Genomic DNA, 20,042 nt, shown 5'->3' with positions numbered 1-20,042 from the left:
GGAAAGTTATCGCGTTTTAATTTGAGCAAGAGTTATAGATTGCCGTAGCAAAACTATTGATTCTGCTCCCAGTCATGCCTTCACTTTCGGATATGTGTGGGTCGCGTAGATGTCAACGACCCAAATCAGCTGATGCGATTTTGGCGTTTCGCGATTGATTTTGTTGAGAAAACCCAACCATCCATGATGTCGGTGCTGCCCCGTAGTGCTGTGGAAGGAGCGAAGGCTGTGAGCTGTTTAAATATGCAGACAATTCAACCCTTGGCACAAAGACCCGCTCTCTCCAGAATGCTTTTTTGCCTTGCAACGACCTGAAAGAGAGCCTGTATGACCTGCATCAATTACAGCCAAATCATCGATCTCAGCCACGTCATTACCCCATCCATTCCCTTGTGGCCTGACGACCCCGCTGTGTCATTTGAAGTAGTGGCGTCACAAGAGCAGGATGGTTATTACCTTCGCCGTTTCAGCATGGGCGAACACAGCGCAACGCATATGAATGCGCCGAATACGTTTTATCCGGATGGCATTGCTATAGATGGCTATTGCCCTGAGTCATTGGTGCGGCCTGCGGTTGTGATTGATGTGCAAGACAAGGTGCTGGAAAACGCTGACTATGTGATCACCGTTGAGGATGTCATGGGCTGGGAGCAAGTACATGGCCGAATTGAGGCGGGGTCAATCGTCGTCTTTTATACCGGCTGGCAACGGCTCTGGCACGATCCCGAGCAGTTCATTAATGAGGACGAGCACGGTCTGCATTTCCCCGGGGTAGGGGCCAGGGCTGCACAGTTTTTGTTGGATGAGCGTCAAATAGCAGGTATCGGAATTGATACTCACGGCGTTGATCCAGGCCAGGACACCACCTTTGCCAGTAACCATTTGGTGTTGGCCAAGGCGGGCATCATCCTTGAGTGCCTTACCCGGCTAGACCAACTGCCTCCAAAAGGGAGCACCCTAGTTATCGGCATACTGCGATTGGAGGCTGGTTCCGGTTCACCAGTCAGTGTGTTGGCGTTTGTGCCCTGACAGGTGATCAGGTTTGAGTGTCACCGCAATCCAGTCCCCTCTCCCTCTGGGAGAGGGCTAGGGTGAGGGGGCTTCTAATATTCGCGATGCAACTGTTCCAACAAACGATCCTTGTCTTCCCAAAGCCGATTGATCCAGCCTTGGAATGCTAATCGGTACTCGGCATCCTGGTCGTAGTTTTTGCCCAAAAACTCATGCGGGATATGCAGTTCTTCAAATACCACAACCACGTCCTTCACATTGCCACACAACAAATCCCAGTACCCAGGACGCCCCCCAGGGTAATGGATGGTCACGTTAACGATGGATTTCAGTTGTTCGCCCATCGCGTCCAGCACAAAGGCAATCCCACCCGCCTTTGGCTTGAGCAGGTAGCGAAACGGTGATTGCTGTTGCGCGTGTTTAGCCTCGGTAAAACGCGTGCCTTCGACGAAGTTGAAAATGGCCACGGACTGGTTTTTAAACTTGGCACAGGTTTTACGCGTGGTCGCCAGATCGGCGCCTTTCTTTTCCGGGTGCTTGGCCAGATACGCCTTGGAGTAGCGCTTCATAAACGGGAAGCCCAGTGCCCACCAGGCCAAGCCAATAACCGGCACCCAAATCAACTCTTGCTTGAGAAAAAACTTCAACGGGCGAATACGTTTGTTGAGTACGTATTGCAGCACCATGATGTCGACCCAACTCTGGTGGTTGCTGGTCACAAGGTAGGAGTGCTCGTAGTCCAGGCCTTCAAGGCCTTTGACGTGCCAACGGGTTTTACGGATCAAGTCCATCCAGCGCGAGTTATTGCTGACCCACGCTTCGTGAATACGGCGCATCAACTCGTCAGTTACCCGCTGCGCGGCCGGGAAGGGCAGGCACAGCTTGAAAATGGCCACGATGAATAACGGCGTGCAACACACGATGGTGTTGATCGCCAGCAACAGCGATGCAATAACGCCACGAACTGGCGCAGGCAGAGAATCCAGCATTTACACATCCATAGGTCGGTTGGCCGCTTGAATCGCCGTAAGGGCGATGGTGTAGACGATGTCGTCCACTTGCGCGCCGCGGGGCAAATCATTCACCGGTTTACGCAGGCCTTGTAGCATTGGCCCCAGGCTGACGCAATCGGCGCTGCGCTGCACGGCCTTGAGCGTGGTATTGCCGGTGTTCAGGTCAGGGAAAACAAACACCGTGGCCCGGCCTGCCACTTGGCTGTCAGGGGCCAGTTGTCGGGCGATCTTGTCGTTGGCGGCCGCGTCGTATTGCAAGGGGCCGTCGATTAACAACGCATGTTGCGCTTCATGGGCCAGCAAGGTGGCTTCTCGCACTTTTTCAACCTCTTCACCGCTGGCAGAATCGCCGCTGGAATAGCTGATCATGGCCACGCGCGGGGTGATCCCGAACGCGGCAGCCGAGTCGGCACTTTGCAGGGCAATTTCGGCCAGCTCGGTGGCTGACGGGTGCGGGTTCATGATGCAGTCGCCGTAAACCAGTACTTGCTCCGGGAAGAGCATAAAGAACACAGAGGACACCAGGGTGCAGCCGGGCGCGGTTTTGATCAGCTGCAAGGCCGGGCGAATGGTGTTGGCTGTGGAGTGCACGACGCCTGATACCAAGCCGTCGACTTCGTCCAGCGCCAGCATCATGGTGCCGATCACTACCGGGTCTTCCAGTTGCTGCTCGGCCATTGGTGCGTTAATGCTTTTGCTCTTGCGCAGCGCCACCATCGGTTCAACGTAGCGTTCGCGAATCAGGTCCGGGTCTAGAATCTCCAGACCTTCAGGAAGTTCGAAGCCATGCGCCTTGGCTACCGCGTGAACGTCATCGGGCTTTGCCAGCAAGACACAGCGAGCAATTCCACGGGCATGACAAATAGCCGCTGCTTGTACGGTTAATGGTTCATTGCCCTCGGGTAGCACGATCCGTTTATTGGCTTGCTGGGCGCGCTGTATCAGTTGGTAGCGGAATACCGCCGGGGTCAGGCGCATTTCCCGCGGAGTGCCACAGCGCTGATGAAGCCAGTTGGCGTCCAGATGGCTGGCGACAAAATCGGTGATGATCTGCGCCCGTTCGCGGTCATCAATGGGGATTTCCTTGTTTAACTGATTAAGCTGGTTGGCCGTGTCATAAGAACCCGTGCTCACCGACAGCACCGGCAGTCCGGCTTGTAAGGCTCCGCGGCACAGCTCCATCAACCGTGGATCAGGTGTGGTGCCGCTGGTCAGCAGCAAGCCGGCCAGCGGAACGCCGTTCATCGCCGCCAGACTAACGGCGAGGATGATGTCGTCTCGATCGCCGGGGGTTACCACCAGCACGCCGGGTTTAAGCAGTTGCAGGGTGTTGAGCACGGTACGCGCGCACAGGATTATTTTGGACATGCGCCGAGTCTCGTAGTCTCCGGCGTTCAGCACCTGAGCACCGAGCAATTCGGCCACATCGCGGGTGCGCGGTGCATTGAGTTCGGGTTGGTACGGAATACAGCCCAGCAGCCTGAAATCCCCACTGCGCAGCAAGGGCGAATGCTCTTTAAGTCGCGCAGCAAACACGTCCATGCTTTCGTCGGTGCGCACTTTGTTGAGGATGACACCCAGTACCTTCGGGTCTTTAGGGCCGCCAAACAACTGAGCCTGCAATTCAACACGACCCGACAGTTCGGTCAGCACTTCATTTTCAGGGGCCGAGACCAGAATCACCTCGGCATCCAGGCTCTTGGCCAGGTGCAAGTTGACGCGTGCGGCATAACTGGCAGTGCGAGTGGGCACCATGCCTTCAACGATCAGCACATCTTTGCCAATGGCCGCCTCTTGATAAAGACGGATGATTTCTTCGAGCAGTTCATCCAGTTGGCCATCCCCCAGCATTCGCTCCACGTGGGCCAAACCCAATGGCGTCGGCGGTGTGAGACCGTGGGTGCGGGCCACGAGTTCGGTCGAGCGCTCGGGGCCGACATCACCGGGATGAGGCTGAGCAATCGGTTTGAAAAAACCGACTTTCAAACCCGCGCGCTCCAGTGTGCGAACGAGACCAAGGCTGATAGAGGTCAAGCCCACACCAAAGTCAGTGGGGGCGATAAAGAAAGTTTGCATGCTAGCTTCCTGACGTGGCAGTACTCAGGCAATCCCTTTAAAACGGAGGGCGTGTGTCTGAGTCAATGGTGCAGATTAGCGCTATCTGCCGCTTGAGCACACCAGCCACAGTCAAAGGGCTGGCCTATTTTTTTACGTCGTAGTTCGGGGTCAAGTACCCAAGGGCGTGATTGCCACGGTGGTTGGTGTCGATGATGCTGAGTGTGGCCGCAAGAAAGGATGGCAACCCAATGTTGCTCCTCGTCCTGACGCCAGCCAATGATCATTGATGTTTTCAAAATTATCCGTTGGTCTTGGTTGTGTTCGCTTTCGGGCGTTTGCTTGGTTAGACTTGCGCACTCTTTATTATTTTGCAAAAGGTCTCGCCCCATGACGATCGCCACCAACAAGGCAGTCTCCATCGAATATACCCTGACCAACGACGCCGGTGATGTCATCGACAGCTCTGCTGGCGGTGCTCCACTGGTTTACCTGCAAGGCGCAGGTAACATCATTCCAGGTCTGGAAAAGGCACTGGAAGGCAAGGCTGTTGGCGATGAGCTGGACGTGACCGTTGAACCGGAAGACGCTTACGGCGAATACTCGGCTGAACTGGTCAGCACTTTGAACAAAAGCATGTTCGAAGGCGTTGACCAACTGGAAGTGGGCATGCAGTTCCACGCTTCTGCGCCAGACGGCCAAATGCAAATCGTGACCATCCGTGATCTGGACGGCGACGACGTCACTGTAGACGGCAACCACCCGTTGGCAGGCCAGCGTCTGAACTTCAAAGTCAAGGTTGTTGCTATACGTGACGCCAGCGAAGAAGAACAGGCCCACGGCCACGTTCACGGTGAAGGCGGTCACCAGCACTGATAAGTGCTGCTACGCTCATTTTCGAGCTAGCCAGAAAAAGGCGCCTACGGGCGCCTTTTTCATTTTTGGTCATTACCGCAGTCGGCGTATCGTGCGATTGCTTGAATGTTGGAATGCGAATTGCGGAGTCGGTCATGAGTGCTTTTCACGAACTTACCTTGGACGCGCTGGATGGCAAGTCTCTGCCTCTGGATACCTTTAAGGGCAAGGTGGTACTGGTGGTGAACGTCGCCTCCAAGTGTGGCTTGACCCCTCAGTACGCCGCACTGGAAAACCTCTACCAGCAATTCAAGGACAAGGGTTTTAGTGTTCTGGGCGTGCCCTGCAATCAGTTCGCAGGCCAGGAGCCAGGAACCGAACAGGATATTCAGGATTTTTGCAGCCTCAACTACGGGGTGACTTTCCCTTTGAGCCGCAAACTGGAGGTCAACGGGCCTGATCGTCATCAGCTGTACCGTTTGCTGGCGGGTGAAGGTGCCGAGTTCCCGGGCGACATCACCTGGAATTTCGAGAAGTTTTTGATGGGCAAGGACGGCCGGGTGCTGGCGCGCTTTTCACCCCGTACGGCGCCGGATGACCCATCGGTTATTCAAGCCATTGAAAAAGCGCTGGCTTAAGGCCCTATCTGAGCCGGTATTTCCTCAGCATCGCCTTCACGATGACAGACTCGCCGTAATTGAGATTCAAATTGCTCAATGCTCTGTGCCCAGTTCTGACGACTGGCGTGTCTGCGGGCATTGAGTCGTATGGTGCGCAAAGTCTCCGGGGCTTCCAGCAACCAGCAGGCGGCCTCGATCCAGGCGTCTTCATCCCCCGGCATGGCCAACACCCCGCTGTAGCCATGGCGGATATGCTGCCCGGCTGCGGCTTCGTCATAGGCCACCACGCCCAAACCAGAGGCTTGCGCTTCAAGCACGGCATTGCCAAACGTCTCGAACAGGCCTGGAAATAAAAACACATCGGCGCTGGCGTAATGATTGGCCAACGCATCGCCGCTCTGTGCCCCGCAAAATAGTGCTTCGGGCAGAGAGGCCTCCAGCGTGACGCGTTTCGATCCTTCACCGACCACAATCAACTTGAAACGTCGGGAGGGATAGCGGGCTTCAAGCGCATCAAGACCTCGCCTGAGGGCCCCCAGATTTTTTTCCGGGGCCAAACGTCCCACATAGAGCAATGCAATGTCGTGTTCTCGCAGGCCCCAGCTTTGACGCAAGGCTGTTTGCCGTCGACAGGGATTGAACAGTTGGCTGTCGACCCCGCGCGAGAGCAGTTCCAGGCGCTCAAAGTGACGTCGTGCAAGCTCTACGCGCTGGCTGGCGCTGGGCACCAGCGTCATGAGCGAGCGGTTATGGAACCAGCGTAAATAATGCGTCAGCGCACGAGAAAAGAGCCCGAGACCGTGTTGGTTCACGTACTGCTGAAAGTTGGTATGGAAACCGCTGACCACAGCAATGCCCAAACGTCGTGCGACACGCAGGGCGCATAACCCCAACGGCCCTTCGGTAGCGATGTACACCACATCCGGGCGCTGTTGCTGCCAGCGCCTGCTCAGGCGTTGTGTTGAGGCCATGCCCCATTGCAGACCCGGATAACCCGGTAAAGGCCAGCCTCGGCATAACATCAGTTCTGGGGTGCTGCGCTGGCTGCCATCGTCCGATTGACGTGGGCGCACCAGTTCGACGAAATGCTTGCGTGCGCGCAAACCTTCGAATAAATGGCCAAGGGTATTGGCCACGCCATTGTTTTCGGGGGCGAAGGTGTCGCTGATCAGGGTTATGTGCAGGGCTGTTGTCATGGTCCCAGTATCGGCTGGAGCCATGACGAAGCTGTTTCACCGACATGATGGATTGATGAACCCGTCAGCCACGGCTTGAGGCGGCCAGCGCCTCTTCACCGCGCTCTCGAACCCAGAACAATGTGGCGCCCGCCACGGCGGCAGGCATCATCAGGATATTGACCACCGGAATGAGCAGCGCCAGGTATACCACGCCGCCGAAGCTCATGCTCTGCCAGCGCTTTTCGCGCAACCAGGCGAGCATTTCGTTCCAGCCCAGCTTGTGGTTGTCCGCCGGGTAGTCGATGTACTGAATGGCCATCATCCAGATCCCGAAAATCAGCCACAGTGGAGCTGCAATCAGGTTGAGCACCGGGATAAATGACAGGATCAGCAAGGCAATGGCCCGGGGTAGAAAGTAGCCCAGTTTGCGCATTTCACGTGCCAGCGTACGCGGCACCATCGCCACCAGCTCGCCCCAGCTAAAAGGGGGGGCATTGTCGGCGCCGCGCACCACCGCTTCGACTTTTTCCGAGAGGAAGCCGTTAAAAGGGGCCGCAATGATATTAGCCAGCATGGTGAAAGTGAAAAACACCATCAAGGCGACCAGCACTACAAACAAGGGCCATAGCACGTAGTTGAGAAAACTCAGCCAGCTGGGCAGCGTTGGCATCAGAGTGTCGACCCACAGGCTGAACTGATGGCCGGCGAAGTAGATCAGCCCGACGAACAGCACCAGATTAATCAGCAATGGCAGGAGTACGAACAGGCGAAGTCCGGGGCTGAGGACTAACGTCAACCCTTCACGCAGGTACTGCGGGCCAGAAAGAACGGGGGCGGGCATAGTGTGCTCCGAGCAGTGGTAAACGGGGCGACCTTAACGGCTTTATCTGTAGGACGAAAGCCTTGAGTCCGGATCGACAATTACTGTAACAAAGACGCTTAAACATCACGTTGCCTGCATAGAGACCTGCTATGAGCTGGATTGTTATTGCGTATTTCCTTACTCTCTGCGGCCTCTATACGCTGCACCTACTTTTCCAGGATCTGCGGATTTCAGGCACAGCCTGAGCAGATATGCGGTTTTTTTTTATTCCCGCCGCCTACGCGGCGTTCCGACCCGGTGTCGATACGGGCGGTCATAGGAGTGAGTCATGTCTGAAGTACGTCATTCGCGAGTGATTATTCTGGGTTCCGGCCCTGCCGGTTACAGCGCTGCAGTCTACGCGGCCCGCGCCAACCTCAAGCCACTGCTGATTACGGGCATGCAGGCGGGTGGTCAATTGACCACGACCACTGAAGTCGACAACTGGCCGGGTGATGTTCACGGCCTGACCGGCCCTGTGTTGATGGAGCGTATGCGTGAGCACGCCGAGCGTTTCGAAACCGAGATTGTGTTTGATCACATCAACGCTGTTGATCTGAAAAATAAACCGTTCAGCCTGACCGGCGACAGCGGCACTTACACCTGTGACGCGCTGATCATTGCCACGGGTGCGAGCGCTCGTTATCTGGGCCTGCCTTCTGAAGAAGCATTCATGGGCAAAGGCGTTTCGGCCTGTGCGACCTGTGACGGTTTTTTCTACCGCAACAAACCTGTTGCCGTGGTCGGTGGTGGTAACACCGCTGTTGAAGAGGCGTTGTACCTGGCCAATATCGCCAGCAAAGTGACGTTGGTTCACCGTCGTGAAACCTTCCGCGCCGAGAAAATCCTGATCGACAAGCTGCACGCTCGTGTTGCTGAAGGCAAGATCGAGCTGAAGCTGAACGCGACCCTGGACGAAGTGTTGGGCGACAACATGGGTGTGACCGGCGCCCGTCTGAAAAACAACGACGGCAGCTTCGATGAGCTGAAAGTCGACGGCGTGTTCATTGCCATTGGCCACACACCGAACACCTCGTTGTTTGAAGGCCAGCTGGCGCTCAAAGACGGTTACATGGTTGTGCAGGGCGGCCGCGAAGGCAATGCGACGGCGACCAGCATCGAAGGCGTGTTTGCCGCGGGCGACGTGGCTGACCACGTTTACCGTCAGGCCATCACCTCGGCGGGTGCCGGCTGCATGGCCGCATTGGATGCCGAACGTTACCTGGACGGCCTGCAGAACGCCGAATTCAAGTAAGCATTAGTCCAAAAAAAAACCGGCTTCGGCCGGTTTTTTTATGCTTGGCAATCTGAGGTTTCGTAGCAGCTGACGAGTAATGCGAGGCTGCGTTCGACGATGCAATCGTCGCAAACGCTATGTACGCGACGTATCTATTACGACACAGGCGGGCATTTTGTCGTGCCTGATGTACTGACTTGAATGGTTTTGCGACGGCTTCGCCGCCGATCGCAGCCTCGCAGAGCTCGACAGCTGCTACGAGGGCATAGACTCAGGCTTTACGCGTCAACGGCTGGGCGTCGAATTTTACCCCGGCCAGGCCGTGAGCAATCAGGGCGCGAATATTGCTGTGATCCGTGCCTTCGGGGGTCGCCAGCACTGAGCGGTAGTACTCGCCAAAAGCCAGCAGGGCCTCTTGATCACTCAAGCCTTCGAGCAATGCCATACCTAATGTTTTGCACGAGCCTTCATTTTGCCCGGCTGCGTTTTCAACACCACCGTTGGTGAACGCTTGTGGCTGGTAATCATAGTTCGCCGCAATAAAGGCCAGAGTGTCTGCGAACAGGTGCTCGCCGCTGATAAGGCTGGCGCGCAGGGTATTGAAATCAGTCATGCTTTTTTCCTTGGGCAAACGCTTGTGCTTGTTCGGCGCTGGCCTCTTTCTGGTAGAGGGATTTCCATTCGGCGTACGGCATGCCGTACACCGCTTCACGGGCGTCATCGAGGCTCAGCTCAATGTGACGCTCGTCGGCTTCGGCTTTGTACCACTTGGACAGGCAATTGCGGCAAAACCCGGCGAGGTTCATCAAGTCGATGTTTTGCACGTCTTTACGGCTGTCCAGATGCGCGACGAGGCGACGAAAGGCGGCGGCTTCGAGTTCCAGTTGTTCTTGAGGCGTCATGGTGTTCACCGATGTTTAGAGAGTTGCAGCCTGGCGGCTGGCCGCCAGCGTAATCGACACCGATTCGGCAAAGCGCAGGGCATGCGGTTTGTCGACTTCGACTTCGGCATACAGCACAGCCGTGTTGGTCATCACCAAATCCAGCAGTTCCTGGGTCAGGCGTTCCAGCAAGGCAAAACGGTTTTCCTCGACATGCTGAATGACCGCTTTGGTAATCGTGCGGTAGTTCAAGGCGTGGTCGATGTCGTTATCGCGCACGGCCTCTTGGGCGGCATAGAGGATGGTCAGGTTGATCAGCACATCCTGCTTGTTGAGGATTTCGTCTTCATTAATCCCGATATAGGTGCGAAGGCACAGGTCCTTGACGCGGATGCGGGCCATTCCTGGCTCAAGCTGTGGCATTACGACTTGCTCCGTCCAATCAATTGCAGAAACTCCATGCGGGTGCTCGGCTCGCGGAACGCGCCCAGCATGACCGAGGTGTTCATGGTCGAATTCTGTTTTTCTACGCCGCGCATCATCATGCACATGTGCTGGGCTTCAATCACCACAGCAACCCCGGCAGCCTGGGTAATGCCCTGAATCGCATCGGCGATTTCACGGGTGAGGTTCTCCTGAATTTGCAGGCGGCGGGCAAACATGTCGACGATGCGAGCCACTTTTGACAGGCCCAGTACTTTGCCGGTCGGTATATAAGCCACATGGGCCTTGCCGATAAATGGCAACAGATGGTGCTCGCACAGCGAATACAGCTCGATATTGGCCACGATCACCATTTCGTCACTGTCAGAGGCAAAGAGTGCGCCGTTGACGATCTCTTCCACACTTTGCTCATAGCCGTGACACAGGTATTGCATGGCTTTGGCGGCACGCTTGGGGGTGTCGAGCAAGCCTTCGCGGTCGGGGTCTTCGCCAAGTCCCAGAAGAATCTCGCGGTAATGTTCAGGCAGTGTAGTGCTCATGAAAGGGTTTCCTCGCGGACGACTTACTTAAGGTGGCGTCCGCCGTTGACGGTCAGGGTGGTACCGGTCACATACGGGTTGTCCAGCAGGTAGCGCAGGCTTTGGTAAATCACCTCGGCGCCCGGCTCGATGCCCAGTGCAGACTTGGCCAAGGCTGTGGCGCGATACGCCGCGTCGTCGTCGGGGTTGAACATCAGCAAGGCCGGGGCGATGCCGTTGACTTTAATATGTGGCGCCAGTTTAGCTGCGAATGACAGGGTCAGGCTGTCCAGACCAGCCTTCGTGGCGCAGTAAGCAATGTGTTTGCGGCTGCCCTTGCGCGTGACATCGTCGCTGATATGGATGATATCCGCGGGTGTCGAACGCATCAGCAACTCGCTGCAATGCAGGTTGATCAAGTAGGGGGCGAGCATATGCACGCTGAACATTTGCGTGAAAGCACAGGCTTGGGTGTCAGCGGTTTCAGCTAGCCATGCTGAAGCATTGTGGACAATCGCACGCAGGCAGTCGGTGTGGGTTTTGAGCTGTTGAATAAAATCGAGAATGCCGTTTTCGCTGGAAAAGTCCGCAAACAGTCCGATGGCGCCCTGTTCGCGCAGTGCCTGAACACCGGGTTTTTCACTGCGATAGCTGAAAATGACCGGATAGCCGTCAGCCAACAGTTGTTGGGCACACTGCAGACCAACGCGTTGGCCTGCACCTGTGATCAGAATAGGGGCAGATGAAGAGGGCATGACGGACTCGGTGCTGGTAAGGCGCTAACAGTCGCGGCGCAATGGCAAAACTATACCAGCGTCCGCGACCTCACGGCCAAGTCCGAGTTTAGTGACGATGGCTCACTAAGGTATTTCGCACAGTTTTCCCGGGAGCGCTGTGCAGCCAGCCGGAGAGCATATGGGTAGAAAGTGGAATAAACAGATAAACCATCAAAGGTGTCAGGGCTAGCGTGCTGACCAATACCCGTGGCAATAAGCTCAAGTCGTTCAGTAACGGGCTCAGAATAAAGTTGAATAAGAGCGAGACCGGGAAAAAGGCCAGCCAGATGGCGACGGCTTGTTTCCAGCGGGGTGGACGTTGCCCGGCAGCGCCAAACCAACCGTCAATACCGCTGACACGGTGCTCTGAAGGGTGAGCAAACAAATCACTGCCGCGCAGTAACCAGGCCTTGCGCGAGACGGAATGCTCCCAGCTGAGCAGGGTGGTTTCATCGGCAAAGCGAAAAATAATCTGAAATTCATCGTCGCCGGGAGGCGGGGCCAAGACACCGGAACCCAGATAGCCGGGAAAATCCGTGGCCAATTGTTCGCCCTCGTGCAGCCAGGCGATCAGTTCCTGATAGCGGCCTTTGGTGACACGGCGCGCAACGAGCAAGGTGACAGGGGAGGTAGACATTGTGTATCTCCATGAGGCGGATGCTGTCCGGGTAGGCCAGGCATTAAACACAGCTCCGGGGTGATGGGCTGTGTGGCAATAAACAAGCAAGGATTGTTCCTGGGATGGTCATCCGACGAGGTGGATGGATGTTGAGCAGGGCGCGCGCTAATCTCACAACGCGTAGAATGCCCCCATCCCCTTATAGGTACGTGCCCTCCCATGCCCGTGATTATTGATATCGAGTCCGTAGCGGTGAACGTTGATACCACTGAATCGAACGGTTTGTACCCGATCAGAGAAGTGTCTCGTCTCACCGGCATCAACCCCGTGACATTGCGTGCCTGGGAGCGGCGGTATGGCTTTATCGAGCCAAAACGCACCAATAGTGGGCACAGGCTGTATTCCTTGACCGATATTGAAACGGTCCGCCGCGTACAAGGCTGGATCGAACGGGGTGTTTCCGTCAGCAAAGTGGGTGAACTGCTCGCTCGCGGCACGCCAGCCATTTCGCAGCATGAGGGGGTCCAGTCAACTGAATACCGCGAATGGCAATTGCAGATCAGCGCAGCACTCAGCGCCTTCAATGAGGCGCAACTGGAGCGTCTGTACGGGCAGATTTTTTCCAGTTACCCACCTGAAGTCGTGTTTCAAGACATCCTCATGCCGCTATGGCATCAACTCTCCAAAACGCGTGATGAGTTTGGCCGCACCAGTGAGTGGCTGCTGCTGGATGGGTTCTTGCGGGGAAGGGTGCTGCATCGGCTCCAATTTCAGTTGCAGGGGGCTTCTGCATCGACGTGTGTCGTGGTCGTTGCGCTGCCTGACTTGTGCCGTGAACTGGAGTTGTTGGTCACAGGTCTGCTGCTCAGCCGCGCGGACCGTGTCATCCGCGTGTTACCGATGGGGCAGCCGTTGGATGAACTGGCTCTGGTCTGTGAAAAAATCCAGCCTGCCGGCGTTGTTGTTTTTGCCCAGCGTGCGTTGAGCACGGCTCACCATCGACGTCTACTGAAGCTTGGGCAGACCTTGGACTGTCCAACGTTATTGGCAGGGGAGGCTGCGAATGTCGCCCAACCTGCGCTGTGCGACTCTTCTATTGGCTGTCTGGGGCACGACGCCCGCGTGATGAGCCAAAGGCTCGACGCCGAACTCAAAGGGCATGTGGCTTTTTAGACCCGGTCAGGCGTGCAGGGCGGGGTGCGCCAAGCGATGCTGTTGCAAGATGAATTGGCGCAAGCGCTCGGTTTCGTCCACGTCACGTTGGCTGAGGCGGTAGGCATAGAAGCCATCTTCGGTTTTGCGCTCTAGCGTGGCCCGTATGGCGATGCGCTCATAGCCGACGGGGCTGAACCACTGGGAAAATTGGCGAGGCGGGCGTCTGTTGTTACGCACATCAACCAGCAGTCCCTTGAATGAAACCTCAGTAATCCACAAGTGACCGGGCCTTGCCCGAACGTCCTCCAGCGCTACCGGCTCAGCCAGTGTCAGGCGCCAAGGGCGAATTACCGGTCCTTCTTCGAAAATACTCGGCGCGCCCAGCTGCAAGTGTTGAGCATGAAATTCATCTTCAACAAGGCGCAGTGGAAAGCTCATTTTCTGATCGGCAACCTGCGCTTGAATGGTGACGTGTTCGTGTGCAGCCAGACGGGTCAGAAGATCACGCACTTGCGTGCCGCCTTTAACCGTAAGGCTCGACAAGACGTCCCGCGGATTAAGCAGCGGGTTTTGATGCACTGATTGAATAAAGTCCAACTCATCCTGAGTCAGAAGGGTCTCGTAAGACATGGTCCGGCTCGAATTTTTATCAAGGCAGCAGGGATCGTGATCGTCAGACCATTAAATTGGCGATTGGTTTAAACCATTTGTCATTTTTAACGCTTCAAGTTCAGCTTTGACCGCCGCGAGTTCGGCTTCGAGTTGCTGAACCTTTTGCTGAGCTTTGACTTGCGCGGTGACATCTTTTTGCACGCCAATAAAGTAGGTCAGTTGATCGGCCTCATTGAACACCGGCGTGATCGACAGCTCATTCCAGAAGTGTGAGCCGTCCTTGCGGTAATTGCGCAGGATCTGGCGGGTGGGCAAACCGCTGGCAATGGCTTCGCGAATCAATTGCAGGCCAATCTGATCGCGGTCGCCTGCCTGTAAAAAACGGCAGTCTTGATAGAGGATGTCGTCACGGCTGTAACCTGTCAGGGTTTCAAATGACTTGTTTACATAGATAAGGATGTTGTCTTCGCCCTCTTGTTCGGCGACCACAATACCGTCTTGAGACGCGTCAACCATGCGTTGTAACAAACGAGCGTTGATCATCGTGTTGTTCTCTGGATCTGCGAGGTGATTGACGCATAGTAAGGCATGACCGAAAGCCGTGCCTCACCTGTTAATATCCAGCCTTTAAGTCTGTTACAGGATCAGTTAGATGAAAGTAGCCATCCTATGCGGCTCGGTGTACGGCACCGCTGAAGAAGTAGCTCGCAACGCCAAACAACTGCTGACCGCTGCACAGTTTGAGGTGCTGCTTAACCCTCGCGCCACACTGGCGGATGTACAGGCCTTTGCTCCGGATGCTTTTCTGGCCGTGACTTCAACCACCGGCATGGGTGAGCTTCCGGACAATCTCATGCCGCTGTATTGCGCGATTCGCGACCAGTTGCCTGCAGCTTGGCGTGGTCTGCCGGGCGCCGTGATCGCGCTGGGTGACGAGAGTTATGGCGACACCTTCTGCGGCGGTGGCGAGCAAATGCGCGAGCTGTTTGCCGAGTTGGGCGTGCGAGAAATTCAGCCCATGCTGCGACTGGACTCCAGCGTCACCGTCACCCCGGAAAGCGATTCCGAGCCTTGGGTTGAAGACTTCATCCGGGCACTGACGCAGTAACCGGTCGTTCACGCAGCAGCTCAAGCCAGGCTTGAGCTGCGCGTGACAAATAAGCGCCATCGCGCCAGATAAAAGCAATATCCCAGCGCAAGTAGTCGGGTGCTACCAGCTTCAGGCGCACGACCCCCGGCCGTACCAAGGCGCGTGCGACCACACTGGGCAGCAGCACTACACCCTGACCTGCGGCTACCAGAGCCACCAGAAAATCTGATTGGCCGCTGCGGCCGCCTTCTTTTGGCGTGAAGCCCAGTTGTTGGCAGGCGAGCAAAAGACGGTCGTTCAGCACAAAGCTGCGCTGATAGAGCAAAAAGGGCGTTTCGGCCAGTTGCTCCAAACGTACGCTGCCACCCTGTGCCAGCGGATGATCAGCCGGTAGCAATGCGTCCAGCGGCTCATCACAAAAAGGCTGATAGGCAAACAACGGATTCTTCGGCGTCAGACTGCCCCCCAGTTCCAGCTCGCCACTCAATACCGCCTGCTCAATATTCAGGGTGCCTCCTTCGAGCAGGCTTACCTGAATATTCGGATAACGTCGTCGGTACTCGGCTATCAGGTTGGCAAACAAGGTGCTGCTGCCTAGTAAAGGCAATCCAAGGCGTAACTCGCCCCGTGATAAATGGGTCAGATCATCAAGCTCGCTGAACAGTTCGTTGTGCAGGCGCAGCATAGTGTTGGCGCGTTGTAGCACCACGCTGCCCGCTGCTGTCAGACGAACATGTGACCCAAGTCGGTCAAACAGCGGGGTGCCCAGGCTGTGTTCCAGTTGCGCGACCTGTTTGCTGACGGCTGACTGGCTGATATGCAGTGAATGCGCCGCTTGTGTGAAGCCACCTAAATGCGCGACTTCAACAAAGGTACGCAGGTGTTTGAATTCCATGTGTGTGATTCCGTTTTGGAATGGATGGCAGTCTAACAATTCGTTTTCGGGATGGAAGGGCTGTCTTTAAACTGAAGCCCAGTCTGCGATGGAAACAACATGAAACGCTTCGATGTAAAACAGGTGGCAAGGGTGGTCAGTGAAATGGCCGTGTTACTGGCTATTTACTTTATCGGTTGCCAGATAGCAGCAGGGCTGCAGCTGCCGATACCCGGAGGGGTTATAGGCATGGCCCTCTTACTGCTGGCGTTTGCCACGGGCTGGGTCAAACCGGCGACCTTGCAATTGGGCGCTGGAGTATTGATGACTGAAATGTTGCTGTTCTTTATTCCTGCGCTGATGAGCCTGCTCGATTACGGCGCGCTGGTGCGCACTGAAGGCTGGCGGATCTTGCTGGTTATCGGCGTGAGCACGTTACTGGTCATGGTAGTGACAGCCTTTACTGTTGAAGCGGTGTGCCGCTGGAGAGTGCGTCATGACGTTTGAATGGATGCCTCTGTTCTGGCTGTCGCTCACGCTTGGCGCCTATGGATTCAGTCGCTGGATCTATCGGCGCACCGGGCGGTATCTGCTGTCGCCGCTGATTCTGGTGCCGGCATTATTGCTGGCGGTGGCCGTGCCGATGCACACCGCGTATGCCGAGTACGCTGCCGATACCCATTGGCTGATGCTGGTGTTGGGGCCGGTCACTGTCGCGTTTGCCGTGCCGATCTGGCAACAACGTCAGCTGTTGGCGCGGCACTGGATGGCCTTGTTGCTGGGCATGATGGCAGGCAGTGCGGCGTCCATCGGCAGTTCATTCTGGCTGGCCAAGGCGCTGGCCTTGGACACCTCGCTGGCGATGTCATTGGTGCCGCGCTCCATCACCACACCCTTTGCCATGCCAATGGCGCAAAGCCTGGGCGGCGTGCCGGAACTCACAGCCGTATTTGTGATGTTCACCGGCGTGTTCGGTGCGCTACTGGGCGGTATTTTGCTCAAGTGGCTACCGCTTCGCAGCAGTCTGGCGCGTGGCGCCCTGTTCGGTATAGGCGCTCATGGAGCAGGTGTCAGCCGTGCCCGTGAAGTGGGCAGTGAGGAAGGTTCGGTGGCGGGGCTGGTGATGGTATTGACCGGCATTCTCAACCTGTTCGCAGCACCGCTACTGATGAAGCTTTTGTAGGCCAAGGGGTTGTCGGTATTGCTCGCATAAAAAAGGCCGCTGCAAGGCAGCGGCCAAAGAAGACGTTCATCAAGGAGCTACAAATCAACGTCAGGGTAAAAGAGGCAGGCAGAGTCTGTGTGACTCGATGCGTGTACCAGCATAGCTGCTGGAAAGTTCGACAAGCATAAAACCTAGCCCCAAGCAGAGTAAGCCTGCTTTGGGACAATCACTTTTACACGTTCGGCAACAGTTTTTAGATGTCTCGAAGGCTCTGGAGCAAGGCTTTGTCAGCCCACTAAATACCCATATAACTATGTAGTGCCTCGCGTAGGGGCAGTACAGGTTGAATGCGTGCTACAGGGTTTCTTTCGGCAGACTTCATCGCGGCAAGACGCTGGGATGGGCCGAGAGCAATGACAGGAGCTACATTATGAAAAAAGTAGACAACCATATATTCGATACTCACTTCACTCTTAAATCCAGCCCGAAAGTCGTCGAGCGGGCGCGTGACTTTCTAAATGAGCAACTGCAGGCCTATGCAATAGATTGCCAAAGTCTTCATATCAATACAGTGAAGGACATTGTTGAACTTCGCGTGGTCTTCAGCCAGACCTTGCTGGACTTGGGTATGGATACGTTGGAGTGGGGCAAGGTGCAGTCGTTTGATGATTGGTTGACTGGGGTGTTCTCGAATGACTGGACTTTCGATGACCGCTATAGGGTGAAATCACCGTCGATTAAGCAGGTCGAATCAATCATGAGCGACTTGCTCGATGCCGCCAAGTACGAGTGGCTGGAGTGATGAGATTCCCCTCTAGCCCGGCTGATACCCCATCCGCCAACTGACTGCCTGGCTCGCAGCCAATAGCTGTTTGGCTGCGGGTCCATGCTCATCCGCATGAAACAGGGAAGCAGGGCCTACAACGGTCAATACACCAGCGACCTGGCCTGTGGCATCAAAGATCGGGGCCGATAGAGCATCAACGCCCGGCATCAGCAAACCGTGTACGAAGTGCAAACCGCGCTGGCGGATCTCCTCACTCAGCACCGCATAGGCAGCGGGTGTTTGCAGTGGATGAACCTGATCACTGCTTAATTCCTGCTCGCGCAGCTCTGCGGTTTCGCGGTCGGGTAAAAAGGCATTGAACACAAGGCCGGTGGATGAACTCAGCAAAGGCAAAACTGATCCTGGCTTGGTCACCACCGTGACAGCGCGCACGGCGGCTTCAATGCGTACCACGGTCGCACCTTGATTACCCCACACCGCCAAAAAGCAGGTTTCGTTCAAATCGTCGCGTAATTGGGCCAAGGGCGCAGCCGCTACTTTCAGTACATCCATACTGTTCAGCGCAGCCAGCCCTACGCGCAACGCCTCGCGCCCCAGCCCGTAATGATTGGTGGCCACATTCTGCTCAGCAAAGCCACTGGCAATCAGCGCCTGTAAATAGCGGTGCACTTTGCTCGCGGGCATTTGCACGTGCTCGGCCAAGCGTGACAGTGAGGTCGACGGTGACAGTTGTGCCAAGGCCTTGAGGATGTCTGTACCCACCTCGGCGGAGCGCACTTTTTGCTTGCCAGTGCTGTCGTTGCTGCTGCGGGGCTTTTCCATGGTGGCGCTGTTACCTCGGTACGGGAGGGCGTCTTTATAGCTTGACGCTTAAAAGCAATCAAATTACGTTATGCGTAATTGGATTACGATAATAACAACGCAGTGACGCTCTGGCCTGTTTATCGCCGTGTGCAGTCTCTGTCTTCTCCATTTCGGAGGCTTCATGAACCTAGACACGCCTGCGCCAGCCTTGGCCTATCAGTCCGGTTTTGGCAACGAATTCAGCAGTGAAGCACTGCCCGGCGCCTTGCCGATTGGTCAGAACTCCCCGCAAAAAGTCCCCTATGGTTTGTACGCCGAGTTGCTGTCGGGTACTGCGTTTACCATGGCGCGCAGCGAATCGCGGCGAACATGGATGTACCGCATCAAGCCGTCAGCCAATCATCCCGCATTCGTCAAGCTGGAGCGGCAATTAGCAGGCGGTGCATCAGGTGCTGTCACACCCAACCGCTTGCGCTGGAACCCTCTGCCCATTCCAGAAGAACCCACCGATTTTATCGATGGCCTGGTGGCGATGGTTGCCAACAGTAGCCCGGAAAAACCCGCCGGCATCAGCATCTATCACTATCGCGCCAACACATCCATGCAGCGCGTGTTCTTCGATGCCGATGGTGAACTGCTGCTGGTGCCCGAGCAGGGCCGTTTGCGGATTGCAACCGAATTGGGCTACCTGGAGATTGAGCCTCTGGAAATGGCCGTGATTCCGCGGGGTATGAAGTTTCGGGTTGAACTGCTCGATGCGAACGCCCGCGGTTACGTGGCCGAGAATCATGGCGCGCCGCTGCGCCTGCCTGACCTGGGCCCGATCGGCAGCAACGGTCTGGCCAATCCACGAGACTTTCTGGCGCCGGTTGCCTGTTACGAAGACGGGCAGCAATGCACCCGTCTGGTGCAGAAATTCCTGGGTGAACTGTGGGGCTGTGAGCTGGACCACTCGCCTCTGAACGTTGTCGCCTGGCATGGCAACAACGTGCCCTACAAATATGACCTGCGCCGTTTCAACACCCTGGGCACGGTTAGCTTCGATCACCCGGACCCGTCGATCTTCACCGTCTTGACCTCGCCCTCCAGTGTGCCGGGAATGGCTAACCTCGATTTCGTGATTTTCCCGCCGCGCTGGATGGTGGCTGAAAATACATTCAGGCCGCCGTGGTTTCATCGCAACCTGATGAACGAATACATGGGCCTGATTCAGGGCAGCTACGACGCCAAAGCAGAAGGCTTTCTGCCGGGTGGCGCCTCGCTGCACGGCTGCATGAGCGCCCATGGTCCGGACGCTGAAACCTGCACCAAAGCCATTGCCGCCGACCTGCAACCGAGCAAGATCGACAACACCATGGCCTTTATGTTTGAAACCAGCCAAGTGTTGCGCCCCAGTCGGTTCGCCCTTGAGTGCCCGCAATTGCAATCCAGTTATGACGCGTGCTGGGCCTCGCTGCCTGCAACGTTCAACCCGAATCGGAGATAA

The 20,042-nt window shown here is 56.1% G+C and carries 25 protein-coding genes and 1 pseudogene; 10 read left to right on the top strand and 16 right to left on the bottom strand.

Annotated features, from left to right (window positions below):
• Positions 1–75: 75 nt before the first annotated feature.
• Positions 76–198: pseudogene (locus GHN86_RS07855) on the bottom strand (IS630 family transposase); the annotation flags it as partial.
• Between the two features lie 129 nt (positions 199–327).
• Between GHN86_RS07855 and GHN86_RS07850 the strand changes: the two are divergent.
• Positions 328–1,029: a cyclase family protein gene (locus tag GHN86_RS07850; protein ID WP_153386335.1), complete on the top strand. Its 702-nt coding sequence runs from the start codon at positions 328–330 to the stop codon at positions 1,027–1,029.
• 74 nt (positions 1,030–1,103) lie between these two features.
• Here GHN86_RS07850 and GHN86_RS07845 read toward each other — a convergent pair whose 3' ends face one another.
• From GHN86_RS07845 to GHN86_RS07835, 3 genes are all read right to left on the bottom strand, one after another.
• Entirely contained in the window at positions 1,104–2,000 is an 897-nt protein-coding gene (locus GHN86_RS07845) for an acyltransferase (RefSeq protein ID WP_153378560.1), read from the bottom strand.
• On the bottom strand, positions 2,001–4,100 hold the full coding sequence (gene pta / locus GHN86_RS07840; protein WP_153378561.1) for a phosphate acetyltransferase: 2,100 nt from the start codon (positions 4,098–4,100) through the stop codon (positions 2,001–2,003).
• 62 nt (positions 4,101–4,162) lie between these two features.
• A complete protein-coding gene (locus tag GHN86_RS07835) occupies positions 4,163–4,501 on the bottom strand; it encodes a DUF3565 domain-containing protein (protein WP_153378562.1) in 339 nt (112 codons plus the stop codon).
• Between GHN86_RS07835 and GHN86_RS07830 the strand changes: the two genes are divergently transcribed.
• The gene (locus tag GHN86_RS07830) at positions 4,470–4,955 is read left to right on the top strand and encodes an FKBP-type peptidyl-prolyl cis-trans isomerase (RefSeq protein ID WP_153378563.1); all 486 of its coding nucleotides are present in this window, start codon (positions 4,470–4,472) and stop codon (positions 4,953–4,955) included. The two genes, GHN86_RS07835 and GHN86_RS07830, sit on opposite strands and share 32 nt — an antisense overlap.
• A 134-nt stretch (positions 4,956–5,089) precedes the next feature.
• A complete protein-coding gene (locus tag GHN86_RS07825) occupies positions 5,090–5,572 on the top strand; it encodes a glutathione peroxidase (protein ID WP_153378564.1) in 483 nt (160 codons plus the stop codon).
• Here the strand turns inward: GHN86_RS07825 and GHN86_RS07820 are convergent.
• Both GHN86_RS07820 and cysZ read right to left on the bottom strand, forming a co-directional pair.
• Positions 5,569–6,774, bottom strand: coding sequence for a glycosyltransferase family 4 protein (locus GHN86_RS07820; protein WP_153386333.1), 1,206 nt, complete (start codon positions 6,772–6,774; stop codon positions 5,569–5,571). The genes GHN86_RS07825 and GHN86_RS07820 overlap by 4 nt on opposite strands.
• A gap of 40 nt (positions 6,775–6,814) precedes the next feature.
• Positions 6,815–7,573 carry a sulfate transporter CysZ gene (gene cysZ, locus GHN86_RS07815; RefSeq protein WP_153378567.1) on the bottom strand — a complete coding sequence of 253 codons (759 nt, stop codon included), beginning with the start codon at positions 7,571–7,573 and terminating at the stop codon, positions 6,815–6,817.
• 310 nt (positions 7,574–7,883) lie between these two features.
• Between cysZ and trxB the strand changes: the two genes are divergently transcribed.
• Positions 7,884–8,849, top strand: a complete 966-nt coding sequence (gene trxB / locus GHN86_RS07810) for a thioredoxin-disulfide reductase (RefSeq protein ID WP_153378568.1) — start codon at positions 7,884–7,886, stop codon at positions 8,847–8,849.
• Between the two features lie 253 nt (positions 8,850–9,102).
• Here the strand turns inward: trxB and GHN86_RS07805 are convergent, their stop codons facing one another.
• The 6 genes from GHN86_RS07805 to GHN86_RS07780 form a co-directional block, all read right to left on the bottom strand.
• A complete protein-coding gene (locus GHN86_RS07805; RefSeq protein WP_153386331.1) occupies positions 9,103–9,444 on the bottom strand; it encodes a HopJ type III effector protein in 342 nt (113 codons plus the stop codon).
• Positions 9,437–9,733: a DUF1244 domain-containing protein gene (locus GHN86_RS07800; RefSeq protein WP_153378571.1), complete on the bottom strand. Its 297-nt coding sequence runs from the start codon at positions 9,731–9,733 to the stop codon at positions 9,437–9,439. Before GHN86_RS07800 ends, GHN86_RS07805 begins: the two co-directional genes overlap by 8 nt.
• A gap of 15 nt (positions 9,734–9,748) precedes the next feature.
• Positions 9,749–10,135, bottom strand: coding sequence for a dihydroneopterin triphosphate 2'-epimerase (folX, locus tag GHN86_RS07795; RefSeq protein ID WP_153378573.1), 387 nt, complete (start codon positions 10,133–10,135; stop codon positions 9,749–9,751).
• Complete coding sequence (folE, locus tag GHN86_RS07790) at positions 10,135–10,695, bottom strand: GTP cyclohydrolase I FolE (RefSeq protein ID WP_153378574.1); 561 nt, start codon at positions 10,693–10,695, stop codon at positions 10,135–10,137. Before folE ends, folX begins: the two co-directional genes overlap by 1 nt.
• A 23-nt stretch (positions 10,696–10,718) precedes the next feature.
• The gene (gene folM / locus GHN86_RS07785) at positions 10,719–11,429 is read right to left on the bottom strand and encodes a dihydromonapterin reductase (RefSeq protein ID WP_153378576.1); all 711 of its coding nucleotides are present in this window, start codon (positions 11,427–11,429) and stop codon (positions 10,719–10,721) included.
• Between the two features lie 88 nt (positions 11,430–11,517).
• Positions 11,518–12,087, bottom strand: a complete 570-nt coding sequence (locus GHN86_RS07780; protein WP_153378578.1) for an antibiotic biosynthesis monooxygenase — start codon at positions 12,085–12,087, stop codon at positions 11,518–11,520.
• Positions 12,088–12,288: 201 nt separating this feature from the next.
• On the opposite strand from GHN86_RS07780, the gene GHN86_RS07775 reads away from it, so the two are divergent.
• Positions 12,289–13,242 carry a MerR family transcriptional regulator gene (locus GHN86_RS07775; protein WP_153378580.1) on the top strand — a complete coding sequence of 318 codons (954 nt, stop codon included), beginning with the start codon at positions 12,289–12,291 and terminating at the stop codon, positions 13,240–13,242.
• A 6-nt stretch (positions 13,243–13,248) separates the two neighbouring features.
• Here the strand turns inward: GHN86_RS07775 and GHN86_RS07770 are convergent, their stop codons facing one another.
• Together GHN86_RS07770 and GHN86_RS07765 are read right to left on the bottom strand one after the other, a co-directional pair.
• The gene (locus GHN86_RS07770; protein ID WP_153378582.1) at positions 13,249–13,854 is read right to left on the bottom strand and encodes a hypothetical protein; all 606 of its coding nucleotides are present in this window, start codon (positions 13,852–13,854) and stop codon (positions 13,249–13,251) included.
• A gap of 51 nt (positions 13,855–13,905) precedes the next feature.
• On the bottom strand, positions 13,906–14,379 hold the full coding sequence (locus GHN86_RS07765; protein ID WP_153378583.1) for a PAS domain-containing protein: 474 nt from the start codon (positions 14,377–14,379) through the stop codon (positions 13,906–13,908).
• Positions 14,380–14,488: 109 nt separating this feature from the next.
• Between GHN86_RS07765 and GHN86_RS07760 the strand changes: the two genes are divergently transcribed.
• Positions 14,489–14,944: a flavodoxin gene (locus tag GHN86_RS07760; RefSeq protein ID WP_153378584.1), complete on the top strand. Its 456-nt coding sequence runs from the start codon at positions 14,489–14,491 to the stop codon at positions 14,942–14,944.
• On the opposite strand, the gene GHN86_RS07755 is transcribed toward GHN86_RS07760, so the two are convergent.
• Entirely contained in the window at positions 14,922–15,821 is a 900-nt protein-coding gene (locus GHN86_RS07755; RefSeq protein WP_153378586.1) for a LysR family transcriptional regulator, read from the bottom strand. The two genes, GHN86_RS07760 and GHN86_RS07755, sit on opposite strands and share 23 nt — an antisense overlap.
• A 99-nt stretch (positions 15,822–15,920) precedes the next feature.
• On the opposite strand from GHN86_RS07755, the gene GHN86_RS07750 reads away from it, so the two are divergent.
• The 3 genes from GHN86_RS07750 to GHN86_RS07740 all read left to right on the top strand — a co-directional run bounded on the left by GHN86_RS07750 (position 15,921) and on the right by GHN86_RS07740 (position 17,767).
• The gene (locus tag GHN86_RS07750) at positions 15,921–16,307 is read left to right on the top strand and encodes a CidA/LrgA family protein (protein WP_153378587.1); all 387 of its coding nucleotides are present in this window, start codon (positions 15,921–15,923) and stop codon (positions 16,305–16,307) included.
• Positions 16,297–16,983, top strand: a complete 687-nt coding sequence (locus tag GHN86_RS07745) for an LrgB family protein (protein ID WP_153378589.1) — start codon at positions 16,297–16,299, stop codon at positions 16,981–16,983. Before GHN86_RS07750 ends, GHN86_RS07745 begins: the two co-directional genes overlap by 11 nt.
• Before the next feature lie 412 nt (positions 16,984–17,395).
• A complete protein-coding gene (locus GHN86_RS07740; protein WP_153378590.1) occupies positions 17,396–17,767 on the top strand; it encodes a hypothetical protein in 372 nt (123 codons plus the stop codon).
• Between the two features lie 12 nt (positions 17,768–17,779).
• On the opposite strand, the gene GHN86_RS07735 is transcribed toward GHN86_RS07740, so the two are convergent.
• Complete coding sequence (locus GHN86_RS07735; protein ID WP_153378592.1) at positions 17,780–18,574, bottom strand: IclR family transcriptional regulator; 795 nt, start codon at positions 18,572–18,574, stop codon at positions 17,780–17,782.
• 163 nt (positions 18,575–18,737) lie between these two features.
• Here GHN86_RS07735 and hmgA point away from each other — a divergent pair, with 163 nt between their 5' ends.
• Positions 18,738–20,042 (top strand): homogentisate 1,2-dioxygenase, encoded by a 1,305-nt coding sequence (gene hmgA, locus GHN86_RS07730; RefSeq protein ID WP_153378594.1) that lies wholly within the window; start codon positions 18,738–18,740, stop codon positions 20,040–20,042.

Source organism: Pseudomonas helleri (genome assembly GCF_009600315.1).
GTDB lineage: Bacteria > Pseudomonadota > Gammaproteobacteria > Pseudomonadales > Pseudomonadaceae > Aquipseudomonas > Aquipseudomonas helleri_A.
The sequence above is the reverse complement of the archived record's forward strand: the minus strand, read 5'-3'. Positions and strand labels throughout refer to the sequence as shown.

Excerpts from the sequence above, each read along its gene's own strand:
- GHN86_RS07800 (WP_153378571.1), bottom strand. The coding sequence starts at position 9,733 with ATGACGCCTCAAGAACAACTGGAACTCGAAGCCGCCGCCTTTCGTCGC.
- hmgA (WP_153378594.1), top strand. The coding sequence starts at position 18,738 with ATGAACCTAGACACGCCTGCGCCAGCCTTGGCCTATCAGTCCGGTTTT.
- GHN86_RS07735 (WP_153378592.1), bottom strand. The coding sequence starts at position 18,574 with ATGGAAAAGCCCCGCAGCAGCAACGACAGCACTGGCAAGCAAAAAGTG.
- GHN86_RS07775 (WP_153378580.1), top strand. The coding sequence starts at position 12,289 with ATGCCCGTGATTATTGATATCGAGTCCGTAGCGGTGAACGTTGATACC.
- pta (WP_153378561.1), bottom strand. The coding sequence starts at position 4,100 with ATGCAAACTTTCTTTATCGCCCCCACTGACTTTGGTGTGGGCTTGACC.
- folX (WP_153378573.1), bottom strand. The coding sequence starts at position 10,135 with ATGCCACAGCTTGAGCCAGGAATGGCCCGCATCCGCGTCAAGGACCTG.
- GHN86_RS07835 (WP_153378562.1), bottom strand. The coding sequence starts at position 4,501 with ATGGAGACTGCCTTGTTGGTGGCGATCGTCATGGGGCGAGACCTTTTG.
- GHN86_RS07780 (WP_153378578.1), bottom strand. The coding sequence starts at position 12,087 with ATGTCTACCTCCCCTGTCACCTTGCTCGTTGCGCGCCGTGTCACCAAA.
- GHN86_RS07765 (WP_153378583.1), bottom strand. The coding sequence starts at position 14,379 with ATGATCAACGCTCGTTTGTTACAACGCATGGTTGACGCGTCTCAAGAC.
- GHN86_RS07830 (WP_153378563.1), top strand. The coding sequence starts at position 4,470 with ATGACGATCGCCACCAACAAGGCAGTCTCCATCGAATATACCCTGACC.
- GHN86_RS07820 (WP_153386333.1), bottom strand. The coding sequence starts at position 6,774 with ATGGCTCCAGCCGATACTGGGACCATGACAACAGCCCTGCACATAACC.
- GHN86_RS07825 (WP_153378564.1), top strand. The coding sequence starts at position 5,090 with ATGAGTGCTTTTCACGAACTTACCTTGGACGCGCTGGATGGCAAGTCT.
- GHN86_RS07845 (WP_153378560.1), bottom strand. The coding sequence starts at position 2,000 with ATGCTGGATTCTCTGCCTGCGCCAGTTCGTGGCGTTATTGCATCGCTG.
- GHN86_RS07755 (WP_153378586.1), bottom strand. The coding sequence starts at position 15,821 with ATGGAATTCAAACACCTGCGTACCTTTGTTGAAGTCGCGCATTTAGGT.
- GHN86_RS07750 (WP_153378587.1), top strand. The coding sequence starts at position 15,921 with ATGAAACGCTTCGATGTAAAACAGGTGGCAAGGGTGGTCAGTGAAATG.
- trxB (WP_153378568.1), top strand. The coding sequence starts at position 7,884 with ATGTCTGAAGTACGTCATTCGCGAGTGATTATTCTGGGTTCCGGCCCT.
- GHN86_RS07850 (WP_153386335.1), top strand. The coding sequence starts at position 328 with ATGACCTGCATCAATTACAGCCAAATCATCGATCTCAGCCACGTCATT.
- GHN86_RS07760 (WP_153378584.1), top strand. The coding sequence starts at position 14,489 with ATGAAAGTAGCCATCCTATGCGGCTCGGTGTACGGCACCGCTGAAGAA.
- GHN86_RS07770 (WP_153378582.1), bottom strand. The coding sequence starts at position 13,854 with ATGTCTTACGAGACCCTTCTGACTCAGGATGAGTTGGACTTTATTCAA.
- cysZ (WP_153378567.1), bottom strand. The coding sequence starts at position 7,573 with ATGCCCGCCCCCGTTCTTTCTGGCCCGCAGTACCTGCGTGAAGGGTTG.
- folE (WP_153378574.1), bottom strand. The coding sequence starts at position 10,695 with ATGAGCACTACACTGCCTGAACATTACCGCGAGATTCTTCTGGGACTT.
- GHN86_RS07745 (WP_153378589.1), top strand. The coding sequence starts at position 16,297 with ATGACGTTTGAATGGATGCCTCTGTTCTGGCTGTCGCTCACGCTTGGC.
- GHN86_RS07740 (WP_153378590.1), top strand. The coding sequence starts at position 17,396 with ATGAAAAAAGTAGACAACCATATATTCGATACTCACTTCACTCTTAAA.
- folM (WP_153378576.1), bottom strand. The coding sequence starts at position 11,429 with ATGCCCTCTTCATCTGCCCCTATTCTGATCACAGGTGCAGGCCAACGC.
- GHN86_RS07805 (WP_153386331.1), bottom strand. The coding sequence starts at position 9,444 with ATGACTGATTTCAATACCCTGCGCGCCAGCCTTATCAGCGGCGAGCAC.